This is a genomic window from Streptomyces sp. NPDC002463 (assembly GCF_042889835.1).
GTDB classification, from domain to species: Bacteria; Actinomycetota; Actinomycetes; order Streptomycetales; family Streptomycetaceae; genus Streptomyces; species Streptomyces nymphaeiformis.
Map to the genome: position 1 here is coordinate 166,338 of NZ_JBIARL010000005.1, position 21,687 is coordinate 188,024.

Genomic DNA, 21,687 nt, shown 5'->3' on the forward strand with positions numbered 1-21,687 from the left:
CGGTGACCGATCAGCAGCACCCGTACGACCCGTACTATCCGCAGCCGCAGATCATCGGCTACGACCAGTACGGGCAGCCGGTGTACCAGCAGCCGCAGGCACAGCAGCAGGCGCCCGCACAGCACTACGACCCGTACGGCGGGCAGCAGCAGCCGCAGCAGGGCTACGGCTACGACCCGTACGCCCAGCAGCCCTCCGCCCCGGAACCCGTCCAGCCCCCGCAGTACGACCCCTACGGGCAGCAGGGCTACGCCTACCCGGCCTACGACACCGGCCAGCAGTGGGCCGCCCAGGCCGAGCCCGCCCCCGCCGCGCCCGCGCAGACCCCCGTCCAGGCCGCGCCGGCGGCCCCCGCGGCGCCGCCCGCCCCGGTCGCGGCGCCCGCCGGAGTCCCCGGCCAGCGCCCCGCGTCCGAGCGGTCCGCCCCGCCGCGGCGGGACGAGGACGACCGCGCGTACCGCACGGAGCAGTTCTCGTTCATCGAGGAGCCCGACGAGGACTCCGAGGACGTCATCGACTGGCTCAAGTTCACCGAGAGCCGCTCCGAGCGGCGCGAGGAGGCCAGGCGGCGCGGCCGCAACCGGGTCGTCGCGCTCGTCGTCGTCCTCGTGCTCGCCGTCGCCGGCGGCGTCGGCTACCTCTGGTCCGCGGGCCTGTTCCCCGGCTCGTCCGACCCGGAGCAGAAGGCGGGGAACGCCGCGACCGGCCCGCAGCAGCGCGACACGATCGTCGTCCACCTCCACGACCTCAAGCGCGGCACCACCTCCACCGCCCTGCTCGTGGACAACACCACCACCCGCCAGGGCACCACGGTCCTCGTGCCCAACTCCGTCGTCGTCGCCGACGAGGAGGGCGCCGCGACCACCCTCGGGAAGTCCGTCGAGGAGGACGGCTCCAGCGGCACCAGGGAGGCGATCGGCAACCTGCTCGGGGCGAAGATCGCCGGAACCTGGCGGCTCGACACCCCGTACCTGGAGAACCTCGTCGAGTCCGTCAGCGGCATCGAGATCGACACCGACACGGACGTCCCCGACACCAAGAAGGGCGCCGAACCGCTCGTCCGGAAGGGCGAGAGGCAGACGCTGAACGGCCGCGCCGCCGTCGCCTACGCCACCTACCGGGCGCCCGGCGAGGCCGAGGCCAAGCAGCTCCAGCGCTTCGGCGCGGTCATGTACGGGGTGCTGCGCAAGTTCTCCAGCGACCCCGAGGCGGCCACGGTCACCATCGAGACCCTCCAGCAGATCCTCGACCCCTCGCTCCCGGAGAAGGACCTCGCCGCTTCCCTGGCCAAGCTCGCCGAGCACGCCAAGATCGGCGACTACAAGACGGCCCTGCTCCCGGTGGGGCAGGACGGCGCGCTGACCGAGGGCGCGAGCGACAGCGTGGTGAAGGACATCCTGGGCGGCAAGGTCACCGCCCCCGAGGCGGGCGACGTGCCCCGGGTCTCGCTGCGGGACGGTTCCGGCAAGAAGGCCGCGGAGGCGGCCCGGATCGCCCTGATCAACGGCGGCTTCACCTTCGTGGGCGGCGCCGACGCGGAGACCCGGTCGGAATCGCAGGTCCTCTACGGCGACGACGCCCAGAAGGAGACGGCGGTCGAGGTGTCCAAGACCCTGGGGCTGCCCGCCTCCTCGGTCGCCAAGGGCAAGCCCTCGGGAACGATCGCGGTCACCGTGGTCCTGGGCCAGGACTACAAGGTCCCGGCGGCCCGGTAAGGGGCGCCCCGGAAAACGCCGACGGGGTCGTCGGCGGTCCGTGAGACCCTGGAGGGGTACTGGACCGCCGACGAAAGCCTGCTTGTGACCGCCACGGACCGTTCCATCGAGCTCGTCAAGACCGCCGCCCAGGCGGCCGCCGACCGGCTCGCGCACGACATCATCGCGTACGACGTCAGCGACGTGCTGTCGATCACCGACGCCTTCCTGCTCGCCTCCGCGCCCAACGACCGCCAGGTCAAGTCGATCGTCGACGAGATCGAGGAGCGGCTGCTCAAGGAGCTCGGCGCCAAGCCGGTCCGCCGTGAGGGCGACCGCGACGCGCGCTGGATCCTCCTGGACTACGTCGACATCGTCGTCCACGTCCAGCACAGCGAGGAGCGGGTCTTCTACGCCCTGGAGCGGCTGTGGAAGGACTGCCCCGAGCTCGACCTGCCCGAGGACGCCCTGAACACCCGAGGCAAGGCCGCCGAGCACGCCGCCCTGACCGGCGCCGACATCGAGGCCGGCTCGGGCCTTCCCGAGGGACCGGACGGTGAGCTGAGCTGAGCGCCGCCAAGGGCGGCAGAGGCCGCCGCATCGTCCTCTGGCGTCACGGCCAGACCGCCTGGAACCTGGAGCGCCGCTTCCAGGGCTCGACCGACATCGAGCTGACGGAGACCGGCGTCGCCCAGGCGCGCCGGGCCGCCCGGCTGCTCGCCGCGCTCAAGCCGGACGCCATCGTGGCCTCCGACCTGAAGCGGGCGGCGGCCACCGCTGCCGAGCTCTCGGCGATCACCGGCCACGACGTCGCCCACGACTCCGCCCTGCGCGAGACGTACGCGGGGGAGTGGCAGGGGCTGACCCACGACGAGATCGTCGCGCGGTACGGCGAGCAGTACGCCGCCTGGAAGCGCGGCGAGCCCGTGCGCCGGGGCGGCGGCGAGCTCGAGACCGAGGTGGCCGACCGGGCCGCCCCGGTGGTCCTGGAGCACGCCGACAAGCTCCCCGAGGACGGCACGCTCGTCGTGGTCAGCCACGGCGGCACCATCCGCACCACCATCGGCCGGCTCCTGGGCCTGGAGGCCCGGCACTGGGAGAGCCTGGGCGGGCTCTCCAACTGCTGCTGGTCGGTGCTCGGCGAGGGCGCACGAGGCTGGCGCCTGCTCGAGCACAACGCCGGCACGCTGCCCGAGCCGGTCCTCGGCGACGACGACTGAGCCCCGCGACCGGCCTGCCGGACCTGGATTTCACTTTCCGGCAGGTCACAGGCTAGAGTTCTTCTTGTTCGGAGCGCGCAGCGCGAGGAACACGAAGAACACAAGGGGCTATAGCTCAGTTGGTAGAGCGCCTGCATGGCATGCAGGAGGTCAGGAGTTCAATTCTCCTTAGCTCCACAGTCACCGGATCCCGTCCCCCGTCAGGGGGGCGGGATCCGTCGTTCCGTCAGCTGTCCGGTCACATGGACCGCAGGAACTCGATCCCCTGACGGCTCTCCTCGTCGCACGGTGTGTACGTCACGATCCGGCACTCCGGCATCCCGTTGACCGAGAGGGAGACCGAGGTCAGCCGGACCTCGCCGAGAAGCCCGTGCCGGAACGTCTTCACCCGCGTCCCCGGGGGGACCACGTCACCGCTGCTCCACAGCCGGGCGAACTCCGGGCTGACCTCCGCGAGACGTCGTACGAACTCCTCCCAGTCGGGCTCGCCCACATGCCGGCCGTACGCGCCCCGCAGCTGGGCCACCATCAGCGGCAGCTCCCGCTTCCGGTCGACCACCGGGCACTGGGGCGCCGGGACGCTGAACAGCGCCCAGAGCACGTTGCGTATGCCGAACGGGCCGGTGTCCAGGCCCTGTCCGCCCTGCATCAGGAGCCGCTCGTACAGGATGTTGGTCGCCAGTACGTCGTACCGCGCGTTGTAGAGCACCGCCGGGAGCGGGTCCAGGGCGTCGAGGATCCCCTGGAGCTCCGGGCTGACCTCCGGTATGTCCGGGGCCGATCTGTCGGGGGCGTACGGCACTTCGGCGAGGTGGTAGAGGTGCTCGCGCTCCGGCCGGTCGAGCCGGAGGGTGCGGGCCACCGCGTCGAGGACCTGCGCGGAGGCGTTGATCGGCCGGCCCTGCTCCAGCCACGTGTACCAGGTGACGCCGACGCCGGAGAGCTGGGCGACCTCCTCGCGGCGCAGCCCCGGCGTGCGCCGGCGGAGGCCCGGCGGCATCCCCACGTCCTCCGGGGACACCCTGGCCCGGCGGCTGCGCAGGAACGCGGCCAGTTCCGGTCGTCGCCGTCGCTGCGTCGGTAGCGCTGCCACAATCGTCACACCCCCATGGTCGAGTCCCCGTGCCGCCGTTGCCAGGTGGTGTCAGTACCAGCATCGGCGGGCTCTCGTTACCCGTATCCGATCGCGGTCACGCTCGACGCATGACCTCGACCACGACACGTCCCGCACCCAGTAAAGACCCTGCCACCGACACCCGCCCCGGACTGCTCCTCGGAGTGGTGCTCGCCGCCCAGTTCATGGCGCTCCTCGACGTCTTCATCGTCAACGTGGCCGCCCCCACGATCCGGTCCGAGCTCTCCGCGTCCGGAGGGGCGCTCCAACTGGTCATCGCCGGATACACGATCACCTACGCGGTGCTGCTGATCACCGGGGCCCGGCTCGGCGACCTGATCGGCCACCGCCGGGCCTACCTCGGCGGCCTGGCCGTGTTCACCGCGGCCTCGCTCGCCTGCGGACTCGCCGCGGACGCCGGCCAGTTGATCGCCTTCCGGCTGGTGCAGGGCGCGGGATCCGCCCTGATGATCCCTCAGGTGCTGAGCCTCATCCAGCGCAATTTCACCGGCGAGCGCCGGGTCCGGGCCCTCAGCGCCTACTCCGCGGTCCTGGCCACCGGAGCGGCCGCCGGGCAGGTCGTCGGCGGCGTCCTGGTGAGCGCCGACCTCTTCGGCACCGGCTGGCGGCCCGTCTTCCTCGTCAACGTCCCCATCGGGATCGCGCTGCTCGCCCTCGGCGCCCGGGTGCTGCCCCGGGACGCCCGCGCCGGGTCCACGCGTGCGCGTGCCCTCGACCTGCCCGGTCTGCTCCTGCTCGCCGCCGCCGTGTCCCTGCTGACCGTTCCCCTCGTCCTCGGTCAGGAGCAGGACTGGCCGCTGTGGACCTGGCTCTCCCTCGGCGGCTCCCTGGTGCTCGCCGCGGTCTTCGGCGTCTACGAGTCCCGGCTCGCCCGGCGCGGCGGCGCCCCGCTGATCGCCCCGCGCGTGCTGCGCATCCCGGGCATCGGGCGGGCCGCCCTCTGGATCACCGTGGCGATGGGCGTCAACGCCGGCTTCCTGTTCACCTTCACCCTGCACCTGCAGGGCGGGCTCGGCCACAGCGCCCTGCGCGCCGGACTCACCTTCGGCCCCGCCGCCGCCGTCTTCGGCACCGTCGGACTGACCTGGCGGCGCTGGCCCGCCCGACTGCACCGCGCGCTGGTCCCGGCCGGATTCGTGCTCGCGGCCGCGGCGCTCCTCGCCGTCGGCGGGCTGCTCCGGGACGGCGGCACCGGGGGCTGGGGGCTCTACCCGGCCCTGGGCGCGGTCGGCGCCGGGATCTCGCTGGCCTTCAGCCCGGCCCTGACCGGGGCGCTGGCCACCGTACGTCCCGAGGACGCGGCCGACGCCAGCGGACTGCTCGCCACTGTCACCCAGCTCGGGCAGCTCGTCGGCGTCGCCACGTTCGGCACCCTCTTCCTCGGCCGTTATGCGGGTTCCGGAGCTCAGCGGTCCGCCGACGCGCTGTGGGCGACCGCCCTCGCCCTGGCCGCCGCGTCCGCGGTGGGCGCCGTGGCGGGACTGCCGCGACGATCACGCTGACCCGCTTGCGTGGCCATGGCAGAATCGGACGGCCGGAGGGGGACGAGGATCCGGACGGGAGGGTGACCCAAGTGCTCGGCGACAACGGCAGGGTGTCCTATGGGTGCACGGCCTGCGGCCACAGCTGGAGCTGATTGATGGGTGCACACAGGCGGAAGTGCGACTGGTGCGGCAGTGGTACGCCCATCGTGCGCGACATGGATCCCGTCAATCCGGGGTTCCAGTACTGGTGCGAGGAGTGCGCGCGGGCGCTGATCATAAAAGGCGACCCCATCGAGACGTACCGCGAGCTCGAGGGGGAGCCGATCTACGGCCGGCTCCTCGACGAGCACTGCACCCTCAAGCGGTTCTACTCCTTCGCCACGGCCTGACGCCGCAGCGTCCACGCGTATCCCACGAACAGCGCCGTCGCCGTCAGCGGGTAGATCGCCGACAGCAGCATCTGCCCCGCGTTCTGGTCCAGTTCGGGGCGGCCCGGGTCGTGCGGGACCCACCACAGCGCGAACGAGGCGAAGGCCAGCGCCACCGCCCCCGTCACCGGCCACGCGCGCGTGGCGCGGTCCGCGAGCAGGATCAGCAGGGGCACGCACCAGACCCAGTGGTGGGACCACGAGATCGGGCTGATCATCAGCGCCGTGAACGCGCAGACGACCACGGCCACCGCCTTGTCGCCGCGCACCGCCGCCCGTACCGCGAGCACCATCGCCGCGCCGCCCAGGACGGCCGCGGTCATCGCCCACCACATGCCCGGGTCGTCCGTGTGCATCAGCCGGGCCAGGACCCCGCGGATCGACTGGTTGGCGGTCTCCTCGGCGAAGCCGACCCGGCCGGTCTCGAACAGGGTCTGCGTCCAGAACCGCTTGGAGTCCGCGGGCAGGGCGACGGCCACGGCCAGCGTCGTCCCGAGGAACACCCCGGTCGCCGTCAGCGCCGTGCGCAGCCACTGGTTCATGCCCCGGTCCCGGCGCCACAGCAGCAGGCCCGCGGCGAGCAGCAGGACCACGAAGAGTCCCGGTGTGAGTTTCACCGCGGTCGCCAGGCCGATGCCCAGGCCGGCCCAGCGGCTGCCCTCGCGGCGCGTGAGGTCCCAGAGCACGGCCACGGCTATGAGCAGGTTGATCTGGCCGTACCGCAGGGTCGTCCACACCGGCTCGCACCAGACCACGACGGCGGCGACCCACAGCGTCGTGCGCCACAGGTCCGTACGGGACAGCGAGGGGCGGATCAGCTGGAGCGACAGCTGCACGAGGGCGACCACCAGGAGCAGGTTCCCCGCCGTCGTCAGCGTCCGCATCAGCGGAACGCCCACCAGCGTCAGCGGGACGAACAGCAGCGCCGCGAACGGCGGGTAGGTCATGCCGAGGTTCGCCGAGGTCGCGCGCATCGCGTACAGGTCGCCGCCGGCCCGGACCGTCTCGCCCTCCGCCCGGTAGACCATGACGTCGAGCATGTTCACGTGGGCGAGGCGTTGCGCCACCCAGAAGGCCGTGAACGAGAGCAGGCAGACCGCCGCGGCGGTGGCCAGGGGCCACGGCCGGGCGCGGGTTCGGGAGAGCACGGAGACGGACACAGTCGGCGACCCTACCCGGGGCCCCGGACGGGTCGGAGAAACCGATTTGGCGATCTGCCGGGCGGCCCGTTACTGTTCTGTCCGTCGCCGCGAGCGAGATCGAAGCCGGGACGACGAATCAAGGGGCTATAGCTCAGTTGGTAGAGCGCCTGCATGGCATGCAGGAGGTCAGGAGTTCAATTCTCCTTAGCTCCACAGATCGGAACCGAGCCATCCGGACCGGATGGCTCGTGCCGATTCTGCGGTGATAACGAACATTCCCGTACGCGGGGCTATAGCTCAGTTGGTAGAGCGCCTGCATGGCATGCAGGAGGTCAGGAGTTCAATTCTCCTTAGCTCCACAGAAGAGAAGCGGGTCACCCCGATCAGGGTGACCCGCTTCTTCGTGTTCTCCCGCTCCGTGGAACGCCGGTGCGGCCCGCTCGGGCCCTGCGGTACCCTGGCGCCATGCGTGCCGTACGCCTCCTGCTTACCGAGCCGCGCTGACCAGTGCCGACGGGTGACAGAGCATCCCGTCGGAGTCGGCGCGGCATCCCCTCCTGTGCGAGGGGATTTTTCATTTCGGGCATTCGTGGCAGTGGGCAGAGACGATCGATGGAGCATCAAGGACCATGACCGAGATCACGACGGCCGCCGAGACGGCGGCCCCTCATCGCTACACGGCGGCCATGGCCGCCGACATCGAGGCACGCTGGCAGGACTTCTGGGACGCCGAGGGCACCTACGAGGCGCCGAACCCCACCGGTGACCTGGCGGGCGACCCCGCGGTCGCCGCCCTGCCCAAGAAGTTCATCATGGACATGTTCCCGTACCCCTCGGGTGCGGGCCTGCACGTCGGCCACCCGCTGGGCTACATCGCCACGGACGTCTTCGCCCGCCACGCGCGCATGACCGGCCACAACGTGCTGCACACCCTGGGCTTCGACGCCTTCGGCCTGCCGGCCGAGCAGTACGCCGTGCAGACGGGCACGCACCCGCGTGTGTCCACCGAGGCCAACATGGAGAACATGAAGGTCCAGCTGCGCCGGCTGGGCCTGGGCCACGACAAGCGCCGGTCGTTCGCCACGATCGACCCGGAGTACTACAAGTGGACCCAGTGGATCTTCCTGCAGATCTTCAACTCCTGGTACGACGACGAGGCCAAGAAGGCCCGGCCGATCGCCGAGCTGATCGAGCAGTTCGAGAACGGCACCCGTGAGGTCCCCGGCACGCGCGCGTGGAGCGAGCTGACCGCCGTCGAGCGCTCCGAGGTCCTGGGCGAGTACCGCCTGGCGTACGCCTCCGACGCGCCGGTCAACTGGTGCCCCGGCCTGGGCACCGTCCTGGCCAACGAGGAGGTCACCGCCGACGGCCGCTCCGAGCGCGGCAACTTCCCGGTCTTCAAGGCCAAGCTGCGCCAGTGGAACATGCGGATCACCGCCTACGCGGACCGCCTGCTGGACGACCTGGACGCGCTGGACTGGCCCGAGGCCATCAAGCTGCAGCAGCGGAACTGGATCGGCCGCTCCGAGGGCGCCCGCGTCGACTTCCAGGTCGGCGACACCGGTGCCATCACGGTCTTCACCACCCGCCAGGACACCCTGTTCGGCGCCACTTACATGGTCCTGGCGCCCGAGCACGACCTGGTCGAGAAGATCGTCCCGGCCGCCTGGCCCGAGGGCACCCACGAGGTGTGGACCGGCGGCCACGCCACCCCCTCCGAGGCCGTCGACGCCTACCGCAAGCAGGCCGCCTCGAAGTCCGACGTCGAGCGCCAGGCCGAGGCCAAGGACAAGACCGGCGTCTTCACCGGCGCGTACGCGACCAACCCGGTCAGCGGCGCCAAGGTCCCGGTCTTCATCGCCGACTACGTCCTGATGGGCTACGGCACCGGCGCGATCATGGCCGTCCCGGCGCACGACAGCCGCGACTTCGCCTTCGCGCGCGCCTTCGAGCTGCCGATGCGCTGCGTCGTGGAGCCGAGCGACGACCGCGGCACCGACCCGTCGACCTGGGACGACGCCTTCTCCTCGTACGAGGCGAAGCTGGTGAACTCGGCCAACGACGAGATCTCCCTGGACGGCCTGGGCGTCGTCGACGCCAAGGCGAAGATCACCACCTGGCTGTCCGACCGCGGCATCGGCGAGGGCACCGTCAACTTCCGTCTGCGCGACTGGCTGTTCAGCCGCCAGCGGTACTGGGGCGAGCCCTTCCCGATCGTCTACGACGAGGACGGCGTCGCCCACTCGCTGCCCGAGTCGATGCTGCCCCTGGAGCTGCCGGAGGTCGAGGACTACTCGCCGCGCACCTTCGACCCCGACGACGCGGACACCCAGCCGGAGACCCCGCTGTCCCGCAACGAGGACTGGGTCAACGTCACCCTGGACCTGGGCGACGGCCGCGGTCCGCGCCGCTACCGGCGCGAGACCAACACCATGCCCAACTGGGCCGGCTCCTGCTGGTACGAGCTGCGCTACCTGGACCCGCACAACGCCGAGAAGCTGGTCGACCCCGCCGTCGAGCAGTACTGGATGGGCCCCCGCGAGGGCATGCCGACCGGTGGCGTCGACCTGTACGTCGGCGGCGCCGAGCACGCCGTGCTGCACCTGCTGTACGCGCGCTTCTGGTCGAAGATGCTGTTCGACCTGGGCCACATCTCCTCGGCCGAGCCGTTCCACAAGCTGTACAACCAGGGCATGATCCAGGCCTTCGTCTACCGGGACGCGCGCGGGATCGCCGTGCCGGCCGCCGAGGTCGAGGAGCGGGACGGCGCGTTCTACTACCAGGGCGAGAAGGTCAGCCGCGTCCTGGGCAAGATGGGCAAGTCCCTGAAGAACGCGGTCACGCCGGACGAGATCTGCTCCGAGTACGGCGCCGACACCCTGCGCCTGTACGAGATGGCGATGGGCCCCCTGGACGTGTCGCGCCCCTGGGACACGCGCGCGGTGGTCGGCCAGTACCGGCTGCTGCAGCGGCTGTGGCGCAACATCGTCGACGAGGCGACCGGCGAGGTCACCGTCGTCGACACCGCGCCCGACGAGGACACGCTGCGTGCCCTGCACAAGGCGATCGACGGCGTCGCCCCGGACATGGCCGCGATGCGCTTCAACACCGCCATCGCCAAGATCACCGAGCTGAACAACCACCTGACCAAGTCGGGTGGCGCGATCTCCCGGCCGGTCGCCGAGCAGCTGGTGCTGCTGGTCGCCCCGCTGGCCCCGCACATCGCCGAGGAGCTGTGGCGCAAGCTGGGCCACACCGCCTCGGTCGTCCACCAGGACTTCCCGGTCGCCGACCCGGCGTACGTCGTCGACGAGACCGTGACCTGCGTCGTGCAGATCAAGGGCAAGGTCAAGGCCCGCCTGGAGGTCTCCCCGTCGATCACCGACGCGGAGCTGGAGACGCTGGCGCTGGCCGACCCGCACGTGGTCGCGGCGCTGGGCGGCGCGGAGATCCGCAAGGTGATCGTGCGCGCGCCGAAGCTGGTGAACATCGTCGCCGGCTAGCGGCACATAGGGGTTTCCCCTACGGGCAGGTTGGGGGTTCCGAAGGAACCCGCGGCCTGCCCGTTCCGTTTAACGTGGAAGAACCACAGCCGTGGGAATTCGACGGAGCCGGAGGGGCGCACATGGAAGCCACGATTATCACGATCATGGCGCTGCTCTTCTTGTCCTTCGTGGCGCTCGGGGTGTTCGTCACCGTGAAGGTCGCGAAGGCCGCCAAGCGCGGGGTCGACCGCACCATCGACCAGGCCCGGCGCACGGTCGAGGACACCACGCTGCGCGCCAAGAGCCTCGGCCAGGCCGGGACCGCGAGCGAGCTGGCCCGACTGCGGCTGTCGCTGCGCACCTCGATGCGCGCCACCCAGGAGGCGCTGCAGGCGGGCGTAGGCGAGGACGCCTCCCTGAAGGAGTCGCTCGACCTGTTCCACCGGCTCAGCGCCCACGGACTCGAACTGGACGCGGACCTCAAGCGCATGGAGCGCGAGCCCGACCGGGCCTGGGTGGCCGGCCAGCTGCCCGAGCTCGCCGCGCGGACCGAGCGGATCACGGGCTCGGCCGACGCGCTGCGTCGCGCCGCCCGGGACCGGGCGGTGAAGTTCGCCGAGGACGACCTGTCGACGCTCAGTGCCCAGATCGACGTCGAGGCCGGTGCCCTGCGCCACTGGACGCGTACGGAGGCCACGCAGGGAACGACCAGGGCGGCCGGACCCGGGACCGGGGCGGCGGACGCGGCGACGGCCGACGGCTGGGGACAGCCCGCCGGCCCCGGCCGCGAGACGGCCCCCGGGGCCGGTGGAGAGCGGTCCGCGATCACGGGACCCGATCCCCGGCGCACCGCCTACCCGTGGGAGAAGTCGGCCCGCCCGGAGACCACGACCTGACGGCCGCAGGCGAAGCCGGGGCGGGGCGCGGGTGGGCGTCCCGGGGAGAGGCCGTGCCCGAGGGACGGACAAGCGCCTGGTGAGGGGCCCGGAGTCCCCGGGCCGGTCCTGCGGGGTGCGAGCGGGTGTTCGGTGAGGGGGGCCGGGCTGCCGTGCGGTGGCCCCGGCGGGTAACCTCCCGCTCATGTCCCGGCATGTCGCGATCGTCACCGATTCCACGGCCTACCTGCCACGCCAGACGAGGGAGCGGCACGCCATCACCACGGTCCCGCTGACCGTCGTCATCGGCGACCGTGCCCTCGAGGAGGGCACCGAGATCTCGGCGAAGGCCCTTGCCGAGGCCTTGCAGAAGCGCCGGCCCGTCACCACCTCGCGGCCGAGCCCCGAGGTCTTCGCCGAGGCCTACCGCGAGGCCGCCGAGGCGGGCGCGAAGGGCATCGTCTCGCTCCATCTGTCCGCGGAGGTCTCCGGGACCTACGACGCCGCCGTGCTCGCGGCCAAGGACGCCCCCGTGCCCGTACGGGTGGTGGACACCCGCATGATGGGCATGGCCCTGGGCTTCTGCGCGCTCGCCGCGGCGGAGGTCGCGGAGGCCGGCGGTTCCCTCGACGAGGCGGTCGCGGCGGCCGAGAAGCGTGCCGCGGGGACCTCCGCCTACTTCTACGTCGACACCCTGGACTACCTGCGCAGGGGCGGGCGCATCGGGACCGCGCAGGCGCTGCTCGGTTCGGCGCTCGCGGTGAAGCCGCTCCTCGAACTCGACGCCGGGCGGATCGAACTCCGGGAGAAGGTACGGACGGCCTCGAAGGCCATCGCGCGCCTGGAGGAGATCGCCGTGGACCGGGCCGGCTCCGGCTCCGTCGACATCGCCGTGCACCACCTCTCCGCACCGGAGCGAGCCGCCGCGCTCGCGGACCGGCTCAGGGAGCGCGTCCCGGGAATCGAGGAACTCCAGGTCAGCGAGGTGGGGGCGGTCATCGGCGCCCACACGGGACCGGGTCTCCTCGCGGTCGTCGTCTCGCCGCGCTGAGACAGCCAGGTCCCTTCCGTCCCCCACACGGGTGACGGGGTTTTCCACAGCGGAGCGTCTGTCCACGGAAGACGACTGCGCTCCGCACGGGCCGTCCGTGATCTCTACCGTCACGGACATGACTCTTCGTACACGTATCGCAGCGACCACCTCCACGACCTCGGGCAGGGCGGGTGCCCCGACGAGCGGGCCCGGACGGGCGCTCGGGTCGGACGGGCGCGCCAGGACACGGGCCCGGGTCGGGCGGGCTTCCGCGGTGCCCGGGGGTGCCGTGCGCCGGCGGGGGGACGCACTGTTCCCGGGGGTGACACCACCGGTGCGGGTGCCGGTGCCATTGCCTTCGCCGGAGATTCAGGAGGCGCCGGATGTCCGTGAAGTGCCGGAGGCGCCGGAGCGGGGTTCCCCGCCGGGGGTACGGGCGAGGGTGGCCGCGCTGCTCCGCGACCGGGCCCCGGTGTGGGTGCAGACCAGGTGCGGGCTCGAACCGAGGGCGCTGGCCGCGCTGACGGTGGTGCTGCTCCTGGCGGCGGGCCTCGCGGGCGGGTACTTCTGGACCGGGCGGCCGGAGCCGGTGCGCGCTCCCGAACTCGTCCGGGCCGCTGCCCCCATGCCCGCCGCGCCCGCGACGAAGCCCGAGCCGGGAAAGGCACCGGTGCCAGGGGCCGGGGCTTCCGGGGCGCGGGTCGTCGTCGACATCGGCGGCAAGGTGCGCAGGCCCGGGGTGCTGACCCTGCCGGCCGGCTCGCGAGTGGCGGATGCCCTGCGGGCGGCGGGTGGCGCGGAGCCCGGCGCGGACCTCACGGGGGTGAACCGGGCCCGCGTCCTGTTCGACGGCGAGCAGGTCCTGGTCGGCGTGCCGGGGATGCCGGCGGGCGGGGCGGGTCCCGGCGGCGCCGGGACCGGTGGCACGGGGGTGCCGTTGAGCCTCAACACGGCCACGGCGGAACAGCTCGACGGCCTGCCCGGTGTGGGCCCCGTGCTCGCACAGCACATCGTCGACCACCGGACGGAGCACGGCGGTTTCCGGTCGGTAGGGGAGCTGCGGGAGGTAAACGGCATCGGCGAGCGTCGGTTCGCCGATCTCGAACCGCTGGTCCGGCCATGAAGGACGACGAGGGGCCGGCCGACCTCCGGCTCGTTCCCCTCGCGGCGGCGGTCTGGGCGGCGGCGGCCTGTGCCGTGGGCGTCACCGGGTGGTGGACGGTCGCAGGCGTCACGGTGTGCCTGGTGGGGGCCGTGCTTCTGCTGGTGTGGGCGTCGGTCCGGCGGCGGCGCGGCCTGGACGGCGGTTCCGGAGCCGCCGCACCAGGGGCCACACCCGGGTGGCGATTACGGGCGACGGCCTGGGCCGGGGTCCTGCTCTGTGCGGCGGCCGGAGCCGCCTCGGCGGGGCTGCACGCGGCGGATCTGCGGCGGGGGCCCGTGCCGGAGCTTGCGCGGGAGTACGCGCGGGCGCGGCTTGAAGTGGCCGTGACCTCCGACCCCCGGCTCACCCGGCCCAAGGTCCGGGGCAACGCGATGGCGCCGGTGTCGATCGTCCTGGACGGCGAGGTGACCCGCGTCGAGCGGTCGGACGGTTCGGTGCACCGGACCCGGACGCCGGTCCTGCTGATCGTGCCGTCGGGAAAGGGGCGGGAGGAGTGGTTGCGGCTCCTCCCCACCACCCGGCTGCAGGTCGGCGCCCGGCTCGCGCCGCCGCTGCGACCGGGGGAGCCCTTCGCGGCGGTGGCGAAGGTCGACGGAGCGGGGCCACCACGGATCGTCGGCCCGCCGAGCACCCTGCAACGGACGGCGGGGGATCTGCGCGCCGGGCTGCGCAGGGCGACCGACAAGCTCGATCCGGACGCGCGGGCTCTGCTGCCGGGACTGGTCGTCGGGGACACCTCCCGGGTCGGCCCCGAGCTGCGGGACGCGTTCGAGGCGACCGATCTCACCCACCTCCTGGCAGTGTCCGGCAGCAATCTGACGTTGGTCCTGCTTCTGCTCATCGGGAGGCCCGGGCGGGCGCACCAGGTGGAGAGGGGCGGGCTCGCGCCGCGGATCGGGTTGTCGCTGCGGGTCACGGCGCTGGCCGGAGGAGGACTGACGCTCGCGTTCGTGATCGTCTGCCGGCCGGACCCGAGCGTGCTGCGTGCCGCGGCCTGCGGTCTGGTCGCGCTGCTCGCGATCGGTACGGGACGCAGGAGATCGCTGATCCCCGCGCTGGCCGCCGCCGTGCTCGTCCTCGTGCTCTACGACCCCTGGCTCGCGCGCAGTTACGGCTTCCTGCTCTCGGTCCTGGCGACCGGGGCGCTGCTGACGATCGCTCCGCGCTGGAGCGAGGCGCTGCGGCGGCGCCGGGTGCCCGGCGGGCCGGCGGAGGCGCTGGGCGCGGCCCTGGCGGCGCAGGCGGTGTGCGCGCCGGTCGTGGTGGTGTTCGCCGCCCGGGTGAGTCTGGTCGCCGTCCCGGCGAACCTCTTCGCCGAACTCGCGGTGGCGCCGGCGACGGTGTGCGGGTTCGCCACGCTGGCCCTGGCAGCGGTGTGGATGCCGGCCGCGGAGGGCCTTGCGTGGGTGGCGGGATGGCCGGCCGGGTGGCTCGCGCGGGTGGCCCGTACGGGCGCGGCACTGCCGGGGGCCGAGCTGACCTGGCCCGGCGGCTGGTGGGGTGGGCTCGCCTTGGCGCTGCTCACGGTTCTGTTGGTCCTCGGCGTGCGGAGGCTGCCGTACCGGGGTGCGGTCGGTGTGATCGTCGCGGGGGTGCTCCTGCTCGTGGTGGTGCGGCCGGCGCCGCTCGCCAGGTGGACGACGGGGTGGCCGCCGCCGGGCTGGGTGTTCGCGATGTGCCAGGTGGGGCAGGGGGACGCGACGGTGCTCGCGGCGGGCGAGGACTCCGCCGTCGTGGTGGACGCGGGACCCGACCCGGTGCCGGTGGACCGCTGTCTGCGTGAACTCGGGGTGCGGAGGGTGCCGTTGCTGGTGCTCACCCATTTCCACGCGGACCATGTGGCCGGGCTTCCCGGGGTGCTGAAGGGGAGGTCGGTGGGTGCGATCCAGACCACGGGGCTCGAAGAGCCGCCTGCCCAGGCCGCGTTCGTGCGGCGGACCGCGGCCGCCGCCGGGGTGCCGCTGGTCCGTGCGGGGCCGGGGGAGCGGCGGAGGATCGGGGGCCTGGAGTGGCGGGTTCTCTGGCCGTGGGCCGGTGTCGGAGGGGCCGCGGTCCCGGAGGCGTCCGACGGCGGGCCGAACGACGCCAGTGTCACGTTGCTCGTCCGTACCGCCGGAGGGCTGAGGCTGCTGCTCCTGGGGGACCTCGAACCGCCGGCCCAGCGGGCGCTGGCGCGGTTGCATCCCGGGCTTGGGCCGGTGGACGTGCTGAAGGTCGCCCATCACGGTTCCGCGCACCAGGACCCGGGCCTGATGGAGGCGGTGCGACCGAGGCTCGCGCTGGTGTCGGCGGGCCGCGACAACCCGTACGGGCATCCCTCGCCCCGGACGCTGGAAGCGCTGCGGGCGGGCGGCGCGCGGGTGCTGCGGACCGATCAGGACGGGGCCGTCGCGGTGGTGGGGGCGGGGGCCGGGCTCGTGGCCGTGCCGGGAGGAGGGTGAGGCGGCCCCGAAAGCGCCGGGAGAAGGAGGAGGCGGCCCCGAAAGTGCCCGGAGGAGGAGGGTGAGGTTGCCGGAGGCGCTTGTAAAGAAATCCTTGTAAAGAAGTCTTTCTAAAGATACCTTTTCTTCATGCCGGAGATCAGCGAACCGCAGTCCGGGGGAGAGCAGCCCCGCAGCATCCGACTCACCGACCCGCGCGCCCTGCGGGCCTACGCCCATCCGCTGCGGATGTCCCTGGTCGGGCTCCTGCGCACCAGTGGGCCCTTCACGGCCACAAGGGCCGCCGAACTGACCGGCGAATCCGTGGCCAGCTGCTCGTACCACCTGCGGATACTCGCCAAGTACGGACTGGTGGAGGAGGCGCCCGGCGGGCGGGGGCGGGAGAAGCCCTGGCGGGCGACGGCCCGGTACACCGAGTGGCCGGAGCACAGCGAGGACGCGACGGTCGCCGAGGCGGCCGACGCGCTGAGCGCCGCCGTCGTCGAGCGGTACTTCGAGCGCGTCACCCGTGCCATGGAGAAGCGGCACCGGCTGCCGGCGGAGTGGCGGGAAGCCGAGCAGTTCGGCGACTCCGTGCTCCACCTCACCGCCGAGGAACTGGCCGGCCTCGGCGAGCGGATCGACGAACTGCTCCGGCCCTACGAGGCGCGGGCGACCGACCCGTCCCTCAGGCCCGAGGACGCCCGGCCCGTCAGCATCCTGCGGATCGCCTACCTGGACCAGGACATCCCCGACAGCGAAGAGGAGTGACCGAGATGGCCCTCGTGGAACGGATGCCGGCGCTGCTGCGCGAGCGGACCTTCCGCCGCTACTGGACCGGGCAGACCATCTCCCTCGCCGGGGACCAGATCTCGCTCATCGCGATCCCGCTCGCGGCCGTCCTGGTCCTCGGCGCCGACGCCACGGAGATGGGCCTGCTCAAGACCGCCGAACTCCTGCCGGCCCTCCTGCTCAACCTGCCGCTCGGCGCCTGGGCCGACCGGCAGAGCAGCCGCAGGCGCGCCATGATCGCGGCCGACCTGGGGCGGGTGGCGCTGGTGCTCTCCCTCCCCGTCGCCTACGCGCTGGACGCGCTGACGCTCGGTCAGCTGTACGCGGTGGCCTTCGGGATCGGCGCGCTCACCGTGCTCTTCGAGGTCTGCAACGTCACGCTGTTCGTCGCGCTCGTCCCCGGGGAGCGGTACGTCCAGGCGAACTCGCTGGTCAACGGCAGCCGTTCGATGGCCTGGCTCGCCGGGCCCGGGATCGGGGGAGTGCTCGTGCAGCTCCTCACCGCGCCCTTCGCGCTCGTCGCGGACGCCCTCACCTATCTGGTGTCGGCCGGGTACCTGGCCCGGATCAAGCCGGTCGAACCCGCGCCGGCGCCCGTGGCCAAGGGGCACTTCACCGAGGGGCTGCGCTGGGTGATCAGGGACCGTTCGATGCGCGCCCTCTTCGCCGCCTCCGGCACGGTCCAGTTCTTCAACTTCATGTTCAGCACCCTCTTCGTGCTCTACGCCACCACCGGACTCGGCATCGACGCGGGCCTGCTCGGCCTCGTGCTCGCGGCGGGAGCCGTCGGCGGCCTCCTCGGCGCGCTGGGAAGTGGAGCGGTCGTGCGGCGCATGGGGATCGGGGGCTCGCTCGTCGTCGGCTTCCTCGGGTTCACGACGCCGCTGCTCCTGGTGCCCCTGGCGGGCGGGCCGCTTCCGCTGGTGGTGGGCGTGCTCTTCGTCGCGGAGTTCCTCTCCTGCGCCGGGGTGATGATCGTGGACGTCGCCGCGGGATCGTTCCAGATGGCGGCGATACCCGACGCCGTGCGAGCGAGGGTCATGGGTGCCTTCCGCACGCTCAACCACGGCTTCCGGCCGCTCGGCGCGTTCACCGGTGGTCTGCTCGGCACCGCGATCGGGCTGCGGCCCACGCTGTGGATCGCCACCGCCGGGGCCGTCCTCGCCGTGCTCTGGCTGTTGCCCTCGCCACTGCCCCGGATGCGGGAACTGCCCGTGGAGGACGGGGAGTCCGTGCCCGTCGCCTAGCGAATTCGGGATGAGATGTGGATCAGAGAGGAGCAGACTGCCGGTATGACCACACATGAGCCTGCGGCCATCGACGCCTATCTCCGCCGCATCGGCGCGGAGCGGCCGGCGCGCGCGGACGGCGCCGCGCTGCGCGAGCTGCATCTGCTGCACCTGCGGACCGTGCCCTTCGAGAACCTCTCCATCCACCTCGGCGAGCCCGTCGTCCTGGACGAGAAGGCGCTCCTCGACAAGGTGGTCGGGGCCCGGAGGGGCGGGTTCTGCTACGAGGTCAACACGGCGTTCGCGGTGCTGCTTCGGGGCCTCGGGTACGAGGTCGCACTGCTCCAGGCGCGGGTGATCGGGCCGGACGGGACGCCGGGCATCCCGTACGACCACATGGCGCTGCTCGTGGAGGACGCGGAGGGGAAGCGGTGGCTGGCCGACGTCGGCTTCGGCGACCACATCCACCACCCGCTGGTCTTCGGCGCGCGAGACGACCAGACGGACCCGGGCGGGGTCTTCCGGATCGTGGAGACCGCGGAGGGGGATCTGGACGTGCTGCGGGACGGGAAGCCGCAGTACCGGCTGGAGCCGCGGCCGCGGGAGCTCGCCGACTTCACGGCGGGCGCCTGGTACCACCAGACCTCGCCGGACTCGCACTTCCCGAAGTCCCTGATCTGCTCTCTGCTCACCGAGGACGGCCGGATCACCCTCAGCGCGCCGAAGCTGATCACCCGCGTCGGAGGCGAGCGTGACGAGCGGATCCTCGGCGGTGAGGACGAGGTGAGGAACGCGTACCGCGAGCTGTTCGGCATCGAGCTCGACGTGCTGCCGGCCGTGCGAAGCGGAATGACCGATTCGAACCCTCGGTAACGCTTGGCGGGACTTGGCTCTGCTCACCCCGTTTGCCTCGAACGCCCCAACGGTGATCGAATGCGACTTCGTTGCATAGTGAACGAGTCGCACGGGGGTGCGTGAAGAATGTTCGATCGTCTCTTCGGGAAGCGCGCGACGGGAGCCGCGCGCGGCGGTCCGCTCGCCGGTCTCGCGGTCCCCTCCTCCGCCGGTGTGCTCAGCTGCCGGGTGCTCGACCCCGTGCACGAACCCGTCCGGCAGGCCGAGTTCGTCGTCAGCGACACGGCGGGCCGCAAGATCCTGGCCGGCGAGACCGATCCGTACGGAACCGTCCTCGCGACCGTGCCGGCCGGCGAGTACCGCGTCGCCGTCACCTCGGAGGGCTACACGCCCTACCATGGCGGCGCCGTCGTCGCCGAGGGCGAGCACCAGGGCCTCGGCGACGTCCTGCTCCAGGTCGCGCCCCAGCCCCAGCTCCCCGAGCCGGGTGACTGGGAGATCGACCCCGCGCACTCGCAGATCGGCTTCACGGCACGCCACATCGGCCTCGCCCGGATCCACGGACGGTTCAACGGCTTCGCGGGCGCGGTGCGGATCGCCGAGCGCATGGAGCAGTCCGCGATGCACGTCGTCATCGACGCCGCGTCCATCGACACCGGGGTGCAGATGCGCGACGACCATCTGCGCTCCGGCGACTTCCTCGACGTCGGCGCCTACCCGACGCTGGAGTTCTACAGCGAGCGCTTCGTCCACCGGGGCGGCAGCCGCTGGGCGGTCACCGGCGCGCTCACCCTCCACGGGGTGAGCCGCACGGTGACCCTGGACACCCAGTACCTGGGCCTCGGGAACGGCCTGGAGGGTGAGACCCGGGGCGCCTGCCGGGCCACCACCGAGCTGCACCGGGAGGACTTCACCCTCACCTGGCAGACGCTGCTCGCGCGGGGGATCGCGGCCGTCGGGTCGAGCATCAGCATCGACCTCGACATCCAGATCGTCCCCAAGAAGGGCTGACGGGCGGGGCCACGCCCTTTGTTCTACGGGGCTTCCAGCCAGCCCTCGTACTCGGCGGCCAGCGCGTCCAGTGCCGCCGGGTCGAGGCGGGCGTCCGGGTCCTCGACGACCACCAGCCACTGGGCGTCCTCGGCGTCGTCCTCCCCGGCCAGGGCGTCCCGTACGAGCTGCGGTTCCTCGGCCAGGCCGAAACGGTCGGGGAGCTCCTCGGCGACCTCCTCGGCGGCGTCGCGGTCGGGGAGTACCAGTACGTGTCGTTCACTCACCCCGCCATTCTCGACCCCTTGCAGGGCGGCGGTGTCAGTGGCCCGTGGGATGCTGGATCGCGATGGCCACCAGAAAGACTTCCCCCGACGACCTCCTCGGCCCCGTGACGCTCGCCGTGGGGCAGGAGGACCTGCTCCTCGACCGCGCCGTCCAGGAGGTGGTGGCGGCCGCGCGGGCCGCCGACGCCGACACGGACGTGCGCGACCTCACCCCCGATCAGCTCCAGCCCGGGGCGCTGGCCGAGCTCACCAGCCCCTCGCTCTTCGCCGAGCGCAAGGTGCTGGTCGTGCGGAACGCGCAGGACCTCTCCGCCGACACGATCAAGGACGTCAAGGCGTACCTGGACGATCCGATCGAGGACATCTCGCTCGTCCTGCTCCACGCCGGCGGCGCCAAGGGCAAGGGGCTGCTCGACGCGGCGCGCAAGGCGGGGGCGCGGGAGGTCGCCTGCCCGAAGACGACGAAGCCTGCGGAGCGGCTGACGTTCGTCCGGCAGGAGTTCCGGAGGCTGGGGCGGTCCGCCACGCCCGAGGCCTGCCAGGCGCTCGTCGACGCGATCGGCAGCGATCTGAGGGAGCTCGCGTCCGCGGTCTCGCAGCTCACGTCCGACGTCGACGGGACGATCGACGAGGCCGTCGTCGGGCGGTACTACACGGGCCGCGCCGAGGCCTCCTCCTTCAACGTCGCGGACCGCGCCGTCGAGGGGCGGGCGGCGGAGGCCCTGGAGGCCCTGCGCTGGTCGCTCTCGACCGGGGTCGCGCCCGTGCTCATCACCAGTGCGCTGGCCCAGGGGGTACGGGCGATCGGCAAGCTCTCCTCGGCCCGGGGCGGACGGCCCGCCGACCTGGCGCGGGAGCTGGGCATGCCGCCCTGGAAGATCGACCGCGTGCGTCAGCAGATGCGCGGCTGGACCCCGGACGGGGTGTCGCTGGCCCTGCGGGCGATCGCGGAGGCGGACGCGGGGGTGAAGGGCGGGGGCGACGATCCGGAGTACGCCCTGGAGAAGGCGGTCGTCGCGGTGGCGCGGGCGGCGCGGCTGCGGCGGGGGTGAGCCGGGCGGTTCCCGGGCGCGGGGCGGCTCGTGGCCGGCGCCCGACCGAATCCCCCACCCCACCCCTTCCCGAAACCCTGCCGGGGGCTGGTGGGGGCTGAGGCCGAATTTCTTCCCCGGAGCCCCCCGGGCCCCAGTAGCCGTGCGGCCGCTTCGCGCCGCCGGCCCCTGCAGCCGTGCGGCTGCCTCAGGCCGCCGGCCCCGTTACCCGGCGGCGGTGCCTTCGCGTTCCCGTACCCCCGCAGCCGCCCCCTGCGCGCCCTTCCCGGGCCCTCCTCTACCCCCCGGCAGGTACGGCGAAGGCCCCGCCGCTCCCTGGGGAAGGGAGTTGCGGGGCCTTCGGCGTTGTCGCTGGTGGGCTCGCGCCCGCGTGGCGAACGCGTCCGTGCGCGAGTCCGGGT

At 72.6% G+C, this 21,687-nt stretch carries 18 protein-coding genes and 3 tRNA genes; 18 read left to right on the forward strand and 3 right to left on the reverse strand.

Going from position 1 to position 21,687, the window contains the following annotated elements; all coding sequences use genetic code 11:
- The first annotated feature begins 2 nt into the window (after nt 1-2).
- From ACFYX3_RS12905 to ACFYX3_RS12920, 4 genes are all read left to right on the forward strand, one after another.
- The gene (locus tag ACFYX3_RS12905; RefSeq protein ID WP_389011904.1) at nt 3-1,715 is read left to right on the forward strand and encodes an LCP family protein; all 1,713 of its coding nucleotides are present in this window, start codon (nt 3-5) and stop codon (nt 1,713-1,715) included.
- Between the two features lie 84 nt (nt 1,716-1,799).
- On the forward strand, nt 1,800-2,264 hold the full coding sequence (rsfS, locus tag ACFYX3_RS12910) for a ribosome silencing factor (protein WP_376590508.1): 465 nt from the start codon (nt 1,800-1,802) through the stop codon (nt 2,262-2,264).
- Nucleotides 2,261-2,914, forward strand: coding sequence for a histidine phosphatase family protein (locus ACFYX3_RS12915; protein ID WP_389012382.1), 654 nt, complete (start codon nt 2,261-2,263; stop codon nt 2,912-2,914). The genes rsfS and ACFYX3_RS12915 overlap by 4 nt, the downstream gene beginning before the upstream one ends.
- 104 nt (nt 2,915-3,018) lie before the next feature.
- Nucleotides 3,019-3,091, forward strand: a tRNA-Ala gene (locus ACFYX3_RS12920).
- 61 nt (nt 3,092-3,152) lie between these two features.
- Here the strand turns inward: ACFYX3_RS12920 and ACFYX3_RS12925 are convergent.
- Entirely contained in the window at nt 3,153-4,016 is an 864-nt protein-coding gene (locus ACFYX3_RS12925) for a helix-turn-helix transcriptional regulator (RefSeq protein WP_389011908.1), read from the reverse strand.
- A 101-nt stretch (nt 4,017-4,117) separates the two neighbouring features.
- Here ACFYX3_RS12925 and ACFYX3_RS12930 point away from each other — a divergent pair, with 101 nt between their 5' ends.
- The gene (locus ACFYX3_RS12930) at nt 4,118-5,551 is read left to right on the forward strand and encodes an MFS transporter (RefSeq protein ID WP_389011911.1); all 1,434 of its coding nucleotides are present in this window, start codon (nt 4,118-4,120) and stop codon (nt 5,549-5,551) included.
- A gap of 137 nt (nt 5,552-5,688) precedes the next feature.
- Complete coding sequence (locus ACFYX3_RS12935; RefSeq protein ID WP_015033559.1) at nt 5,689-5,922, forward strand: hypothetical protein; 234 nt, start codon at nt 5,689-5,691, stop codon at nt 5,920-5,922.
- Here ACFYX3_RS12935 and ACFYX3_RS12940 read toward each other — a convergent pair.
- Nucleotides 5,901-7,121 carry a glycosyltransferase 87 family protein gene (locus ACFYX3_RS12940; RefSeq protein WP_389011914.1) on the reverse strand — a complete coding sequence of 407 codons (1,221 nt, stop codon included), beginning with the start codon at nt 7,119-7,121 and terminating at the stop codon, nt 5,901-5,903. The two genes, ACFYX3_RS12935 and ACFYX3_RS12940, sit on opposite strands and share 22 nt — an antisense overlap.
- A gap of 122 nt (nt 7,122-7,243) precedes the next feature.
- Here ACFYX3_RS12940 and ACFYX3_RS12945 point away from each other — a divergent pair.
- The 11 genes from ACFYX3_RS12945 to ACFYX3_RS12995 all read left to right on the forward strand — a co-directional run bounded on the left by ACFYX3_RS12945 (nt 7,244) and on the right by ACFYX3_RS12995 (nt 19,968).
- A tRNA-Ala gene (locus ACFYX3_RS12945) sits at nt 7,244-7,316 on the forward strand.
- Nucleotides 7,317-7,389: 73 nt separating this feature from the next.
- A tRNA-Ala gene (locus tag ACFYX3_RS12950) sits at nt 7,390-7,462 on the forward strand.
- Between the two features lie 270 nt (nt 7,463-7,732).
- Nucleotides 7,733-10,606, forward strand: a complete 2,874-nt coding sequence (gene leuS, locus ACFYX3_RS12955; protein WP_389011917.1) for a leucine--tRNA ligase — start codon at nt 7,733-7,735, stop codon at nt 10,604-10,606.
- Between the two features lie 122 nt (nt 10,607-10,728).
- Nucleotides 10,729-11,484 carry a hypothetical protein gene (locus tag ACFYX3_RS12960; protein WP_389011920.1) on the forward strand — a complete coding sequence of 252 codons (756 nt, stop codon included), beginning with the start codon at nt 10,729-10,731 and terminating at the stop codon, nt 11,482-11,484.
- A 184-nt stretch (nt 11,485-11,668) separates the two neighbouring features.
- Nucleotides 11,669-12,514, forward strand: a complete 846-nt coding sequence (locus ACFYX3_RS12965) for a DegV family protein (RefSeq protein WP_382661337.1) — start codon at nt 11,669-11,671, stop codon at nt 12,512-12,514.
- A gap of 424 nt (nt 12,515-12,938) precedes the next feature.
- Nucleotides 12,939-13,619: a helix-hairpin-helix domain-containing protein gene (locus ACFYX3_RS12970; protein ID WP_389011923.1), complete on the forward strand. Its 681-nt coding sequence runs from the start codon at nt 12,939-12,941 to the stop codon at nt 13,617-13,619.
- Nucleotides 13,616-16,102 carry a ComEC/Rec2 family competence protein gene (locus ACFYX3_RS12975; protein ID WP_389011926.1) on the forward strand — a complete coding sequence of 829 codons (2,487 nt, stop codon included), beginning with the start codon at nt 13,616-13,618 and terminating at the stop codon, nt 16,100-16,102. The genes ACFYX3_RS12970 and ACFYX3_RS12975 overlap by 4 nt, the downstream gene beginning before the upstream one ends.
- Before the next feature lie 129 nt (nt 16,103-16,231).
- Nucleotides 16,232-16,852: a winged helix-turn-helix domain-containing protein gene (locus tag ACFYX3_RS12980; protein ID WP_389011929.1), complete on the forward strand. Its 621-nt coding sequence runs from the start codon at nt 16,232-16,234 to the stop codon at nt 16,850-16,852.
- Nucleotides 16,853-16,857: 5 nt separating this feature from the next.
- Nucleotides 16,858-18,120, forward strand: a complete 1,263-nt coding sequence (locus ACFYX3_RS12985; protein ID WP_389011931.1) for an MFS transporter — start codon at nt 16,858-16,860, stop codon at nt 18,118-18,120.
- Between the two features lie 45 nt (nt 18,121-18,165).
- Nucleotides 18,166-18,975, forward strand: a complete 810-nt coding sequence (locus ACFYX3_RS12990; protein ID WP_389011934.1) for an arylamine N-acetyltransferase — start codon at nt 18,166-18,168, stop codon at nt 18,973-18,975.
- 108 nt (nt 18,976-19,083) lie between these two features.
- Complete coding sequence (locus ACFYX3_RS12995) at nt 19,084-19,968, forward strand: YceI family protein (RefSeq protein WP_376590488.1); 885 nt, start codon at nt 19,084-19,086, stop codon at nt 19,966-19,968.
- Nucleotides 19,969-19,991: 23 nt separating this feature from the next.
- Here ACFYX3_RS12995 and ACFYX3_RS13000 read toward each other — a convergent pair whose 3' ends face one another.
- The gene (locus tag ACFYX3_RS13000) at nt 19,992-20,234 is read right to left on the reverse strand and encodes a hypothetical protein (RefSeq protein WP_116161049.1); all 243 of its coding nucleotides are present in this window, start codon (nt 20,232-20,234) and stop codon (nt 19,992-19,994) included.
- A gap of 62 nt (nt 20,235-20,296) precedes the next feature.
- Here ACFYX3_RS13000 and holA point away from each other — a divergent pair, with 62 nt between their 5' ends.
- Nucleotides 20,297-21,286, forward strand: coding sequence for a DNA polymerase III subunit delta (holA, locus tag ACFYX3_RS13005; RefSeq protein WP_389011939.1), 990 nt, complete (start codon nt 20,297-20,299; stop codon nt 21,284-21,286).
- Nucleotides 21,287-21,687 lie beyond the last annotated feature (401 nt).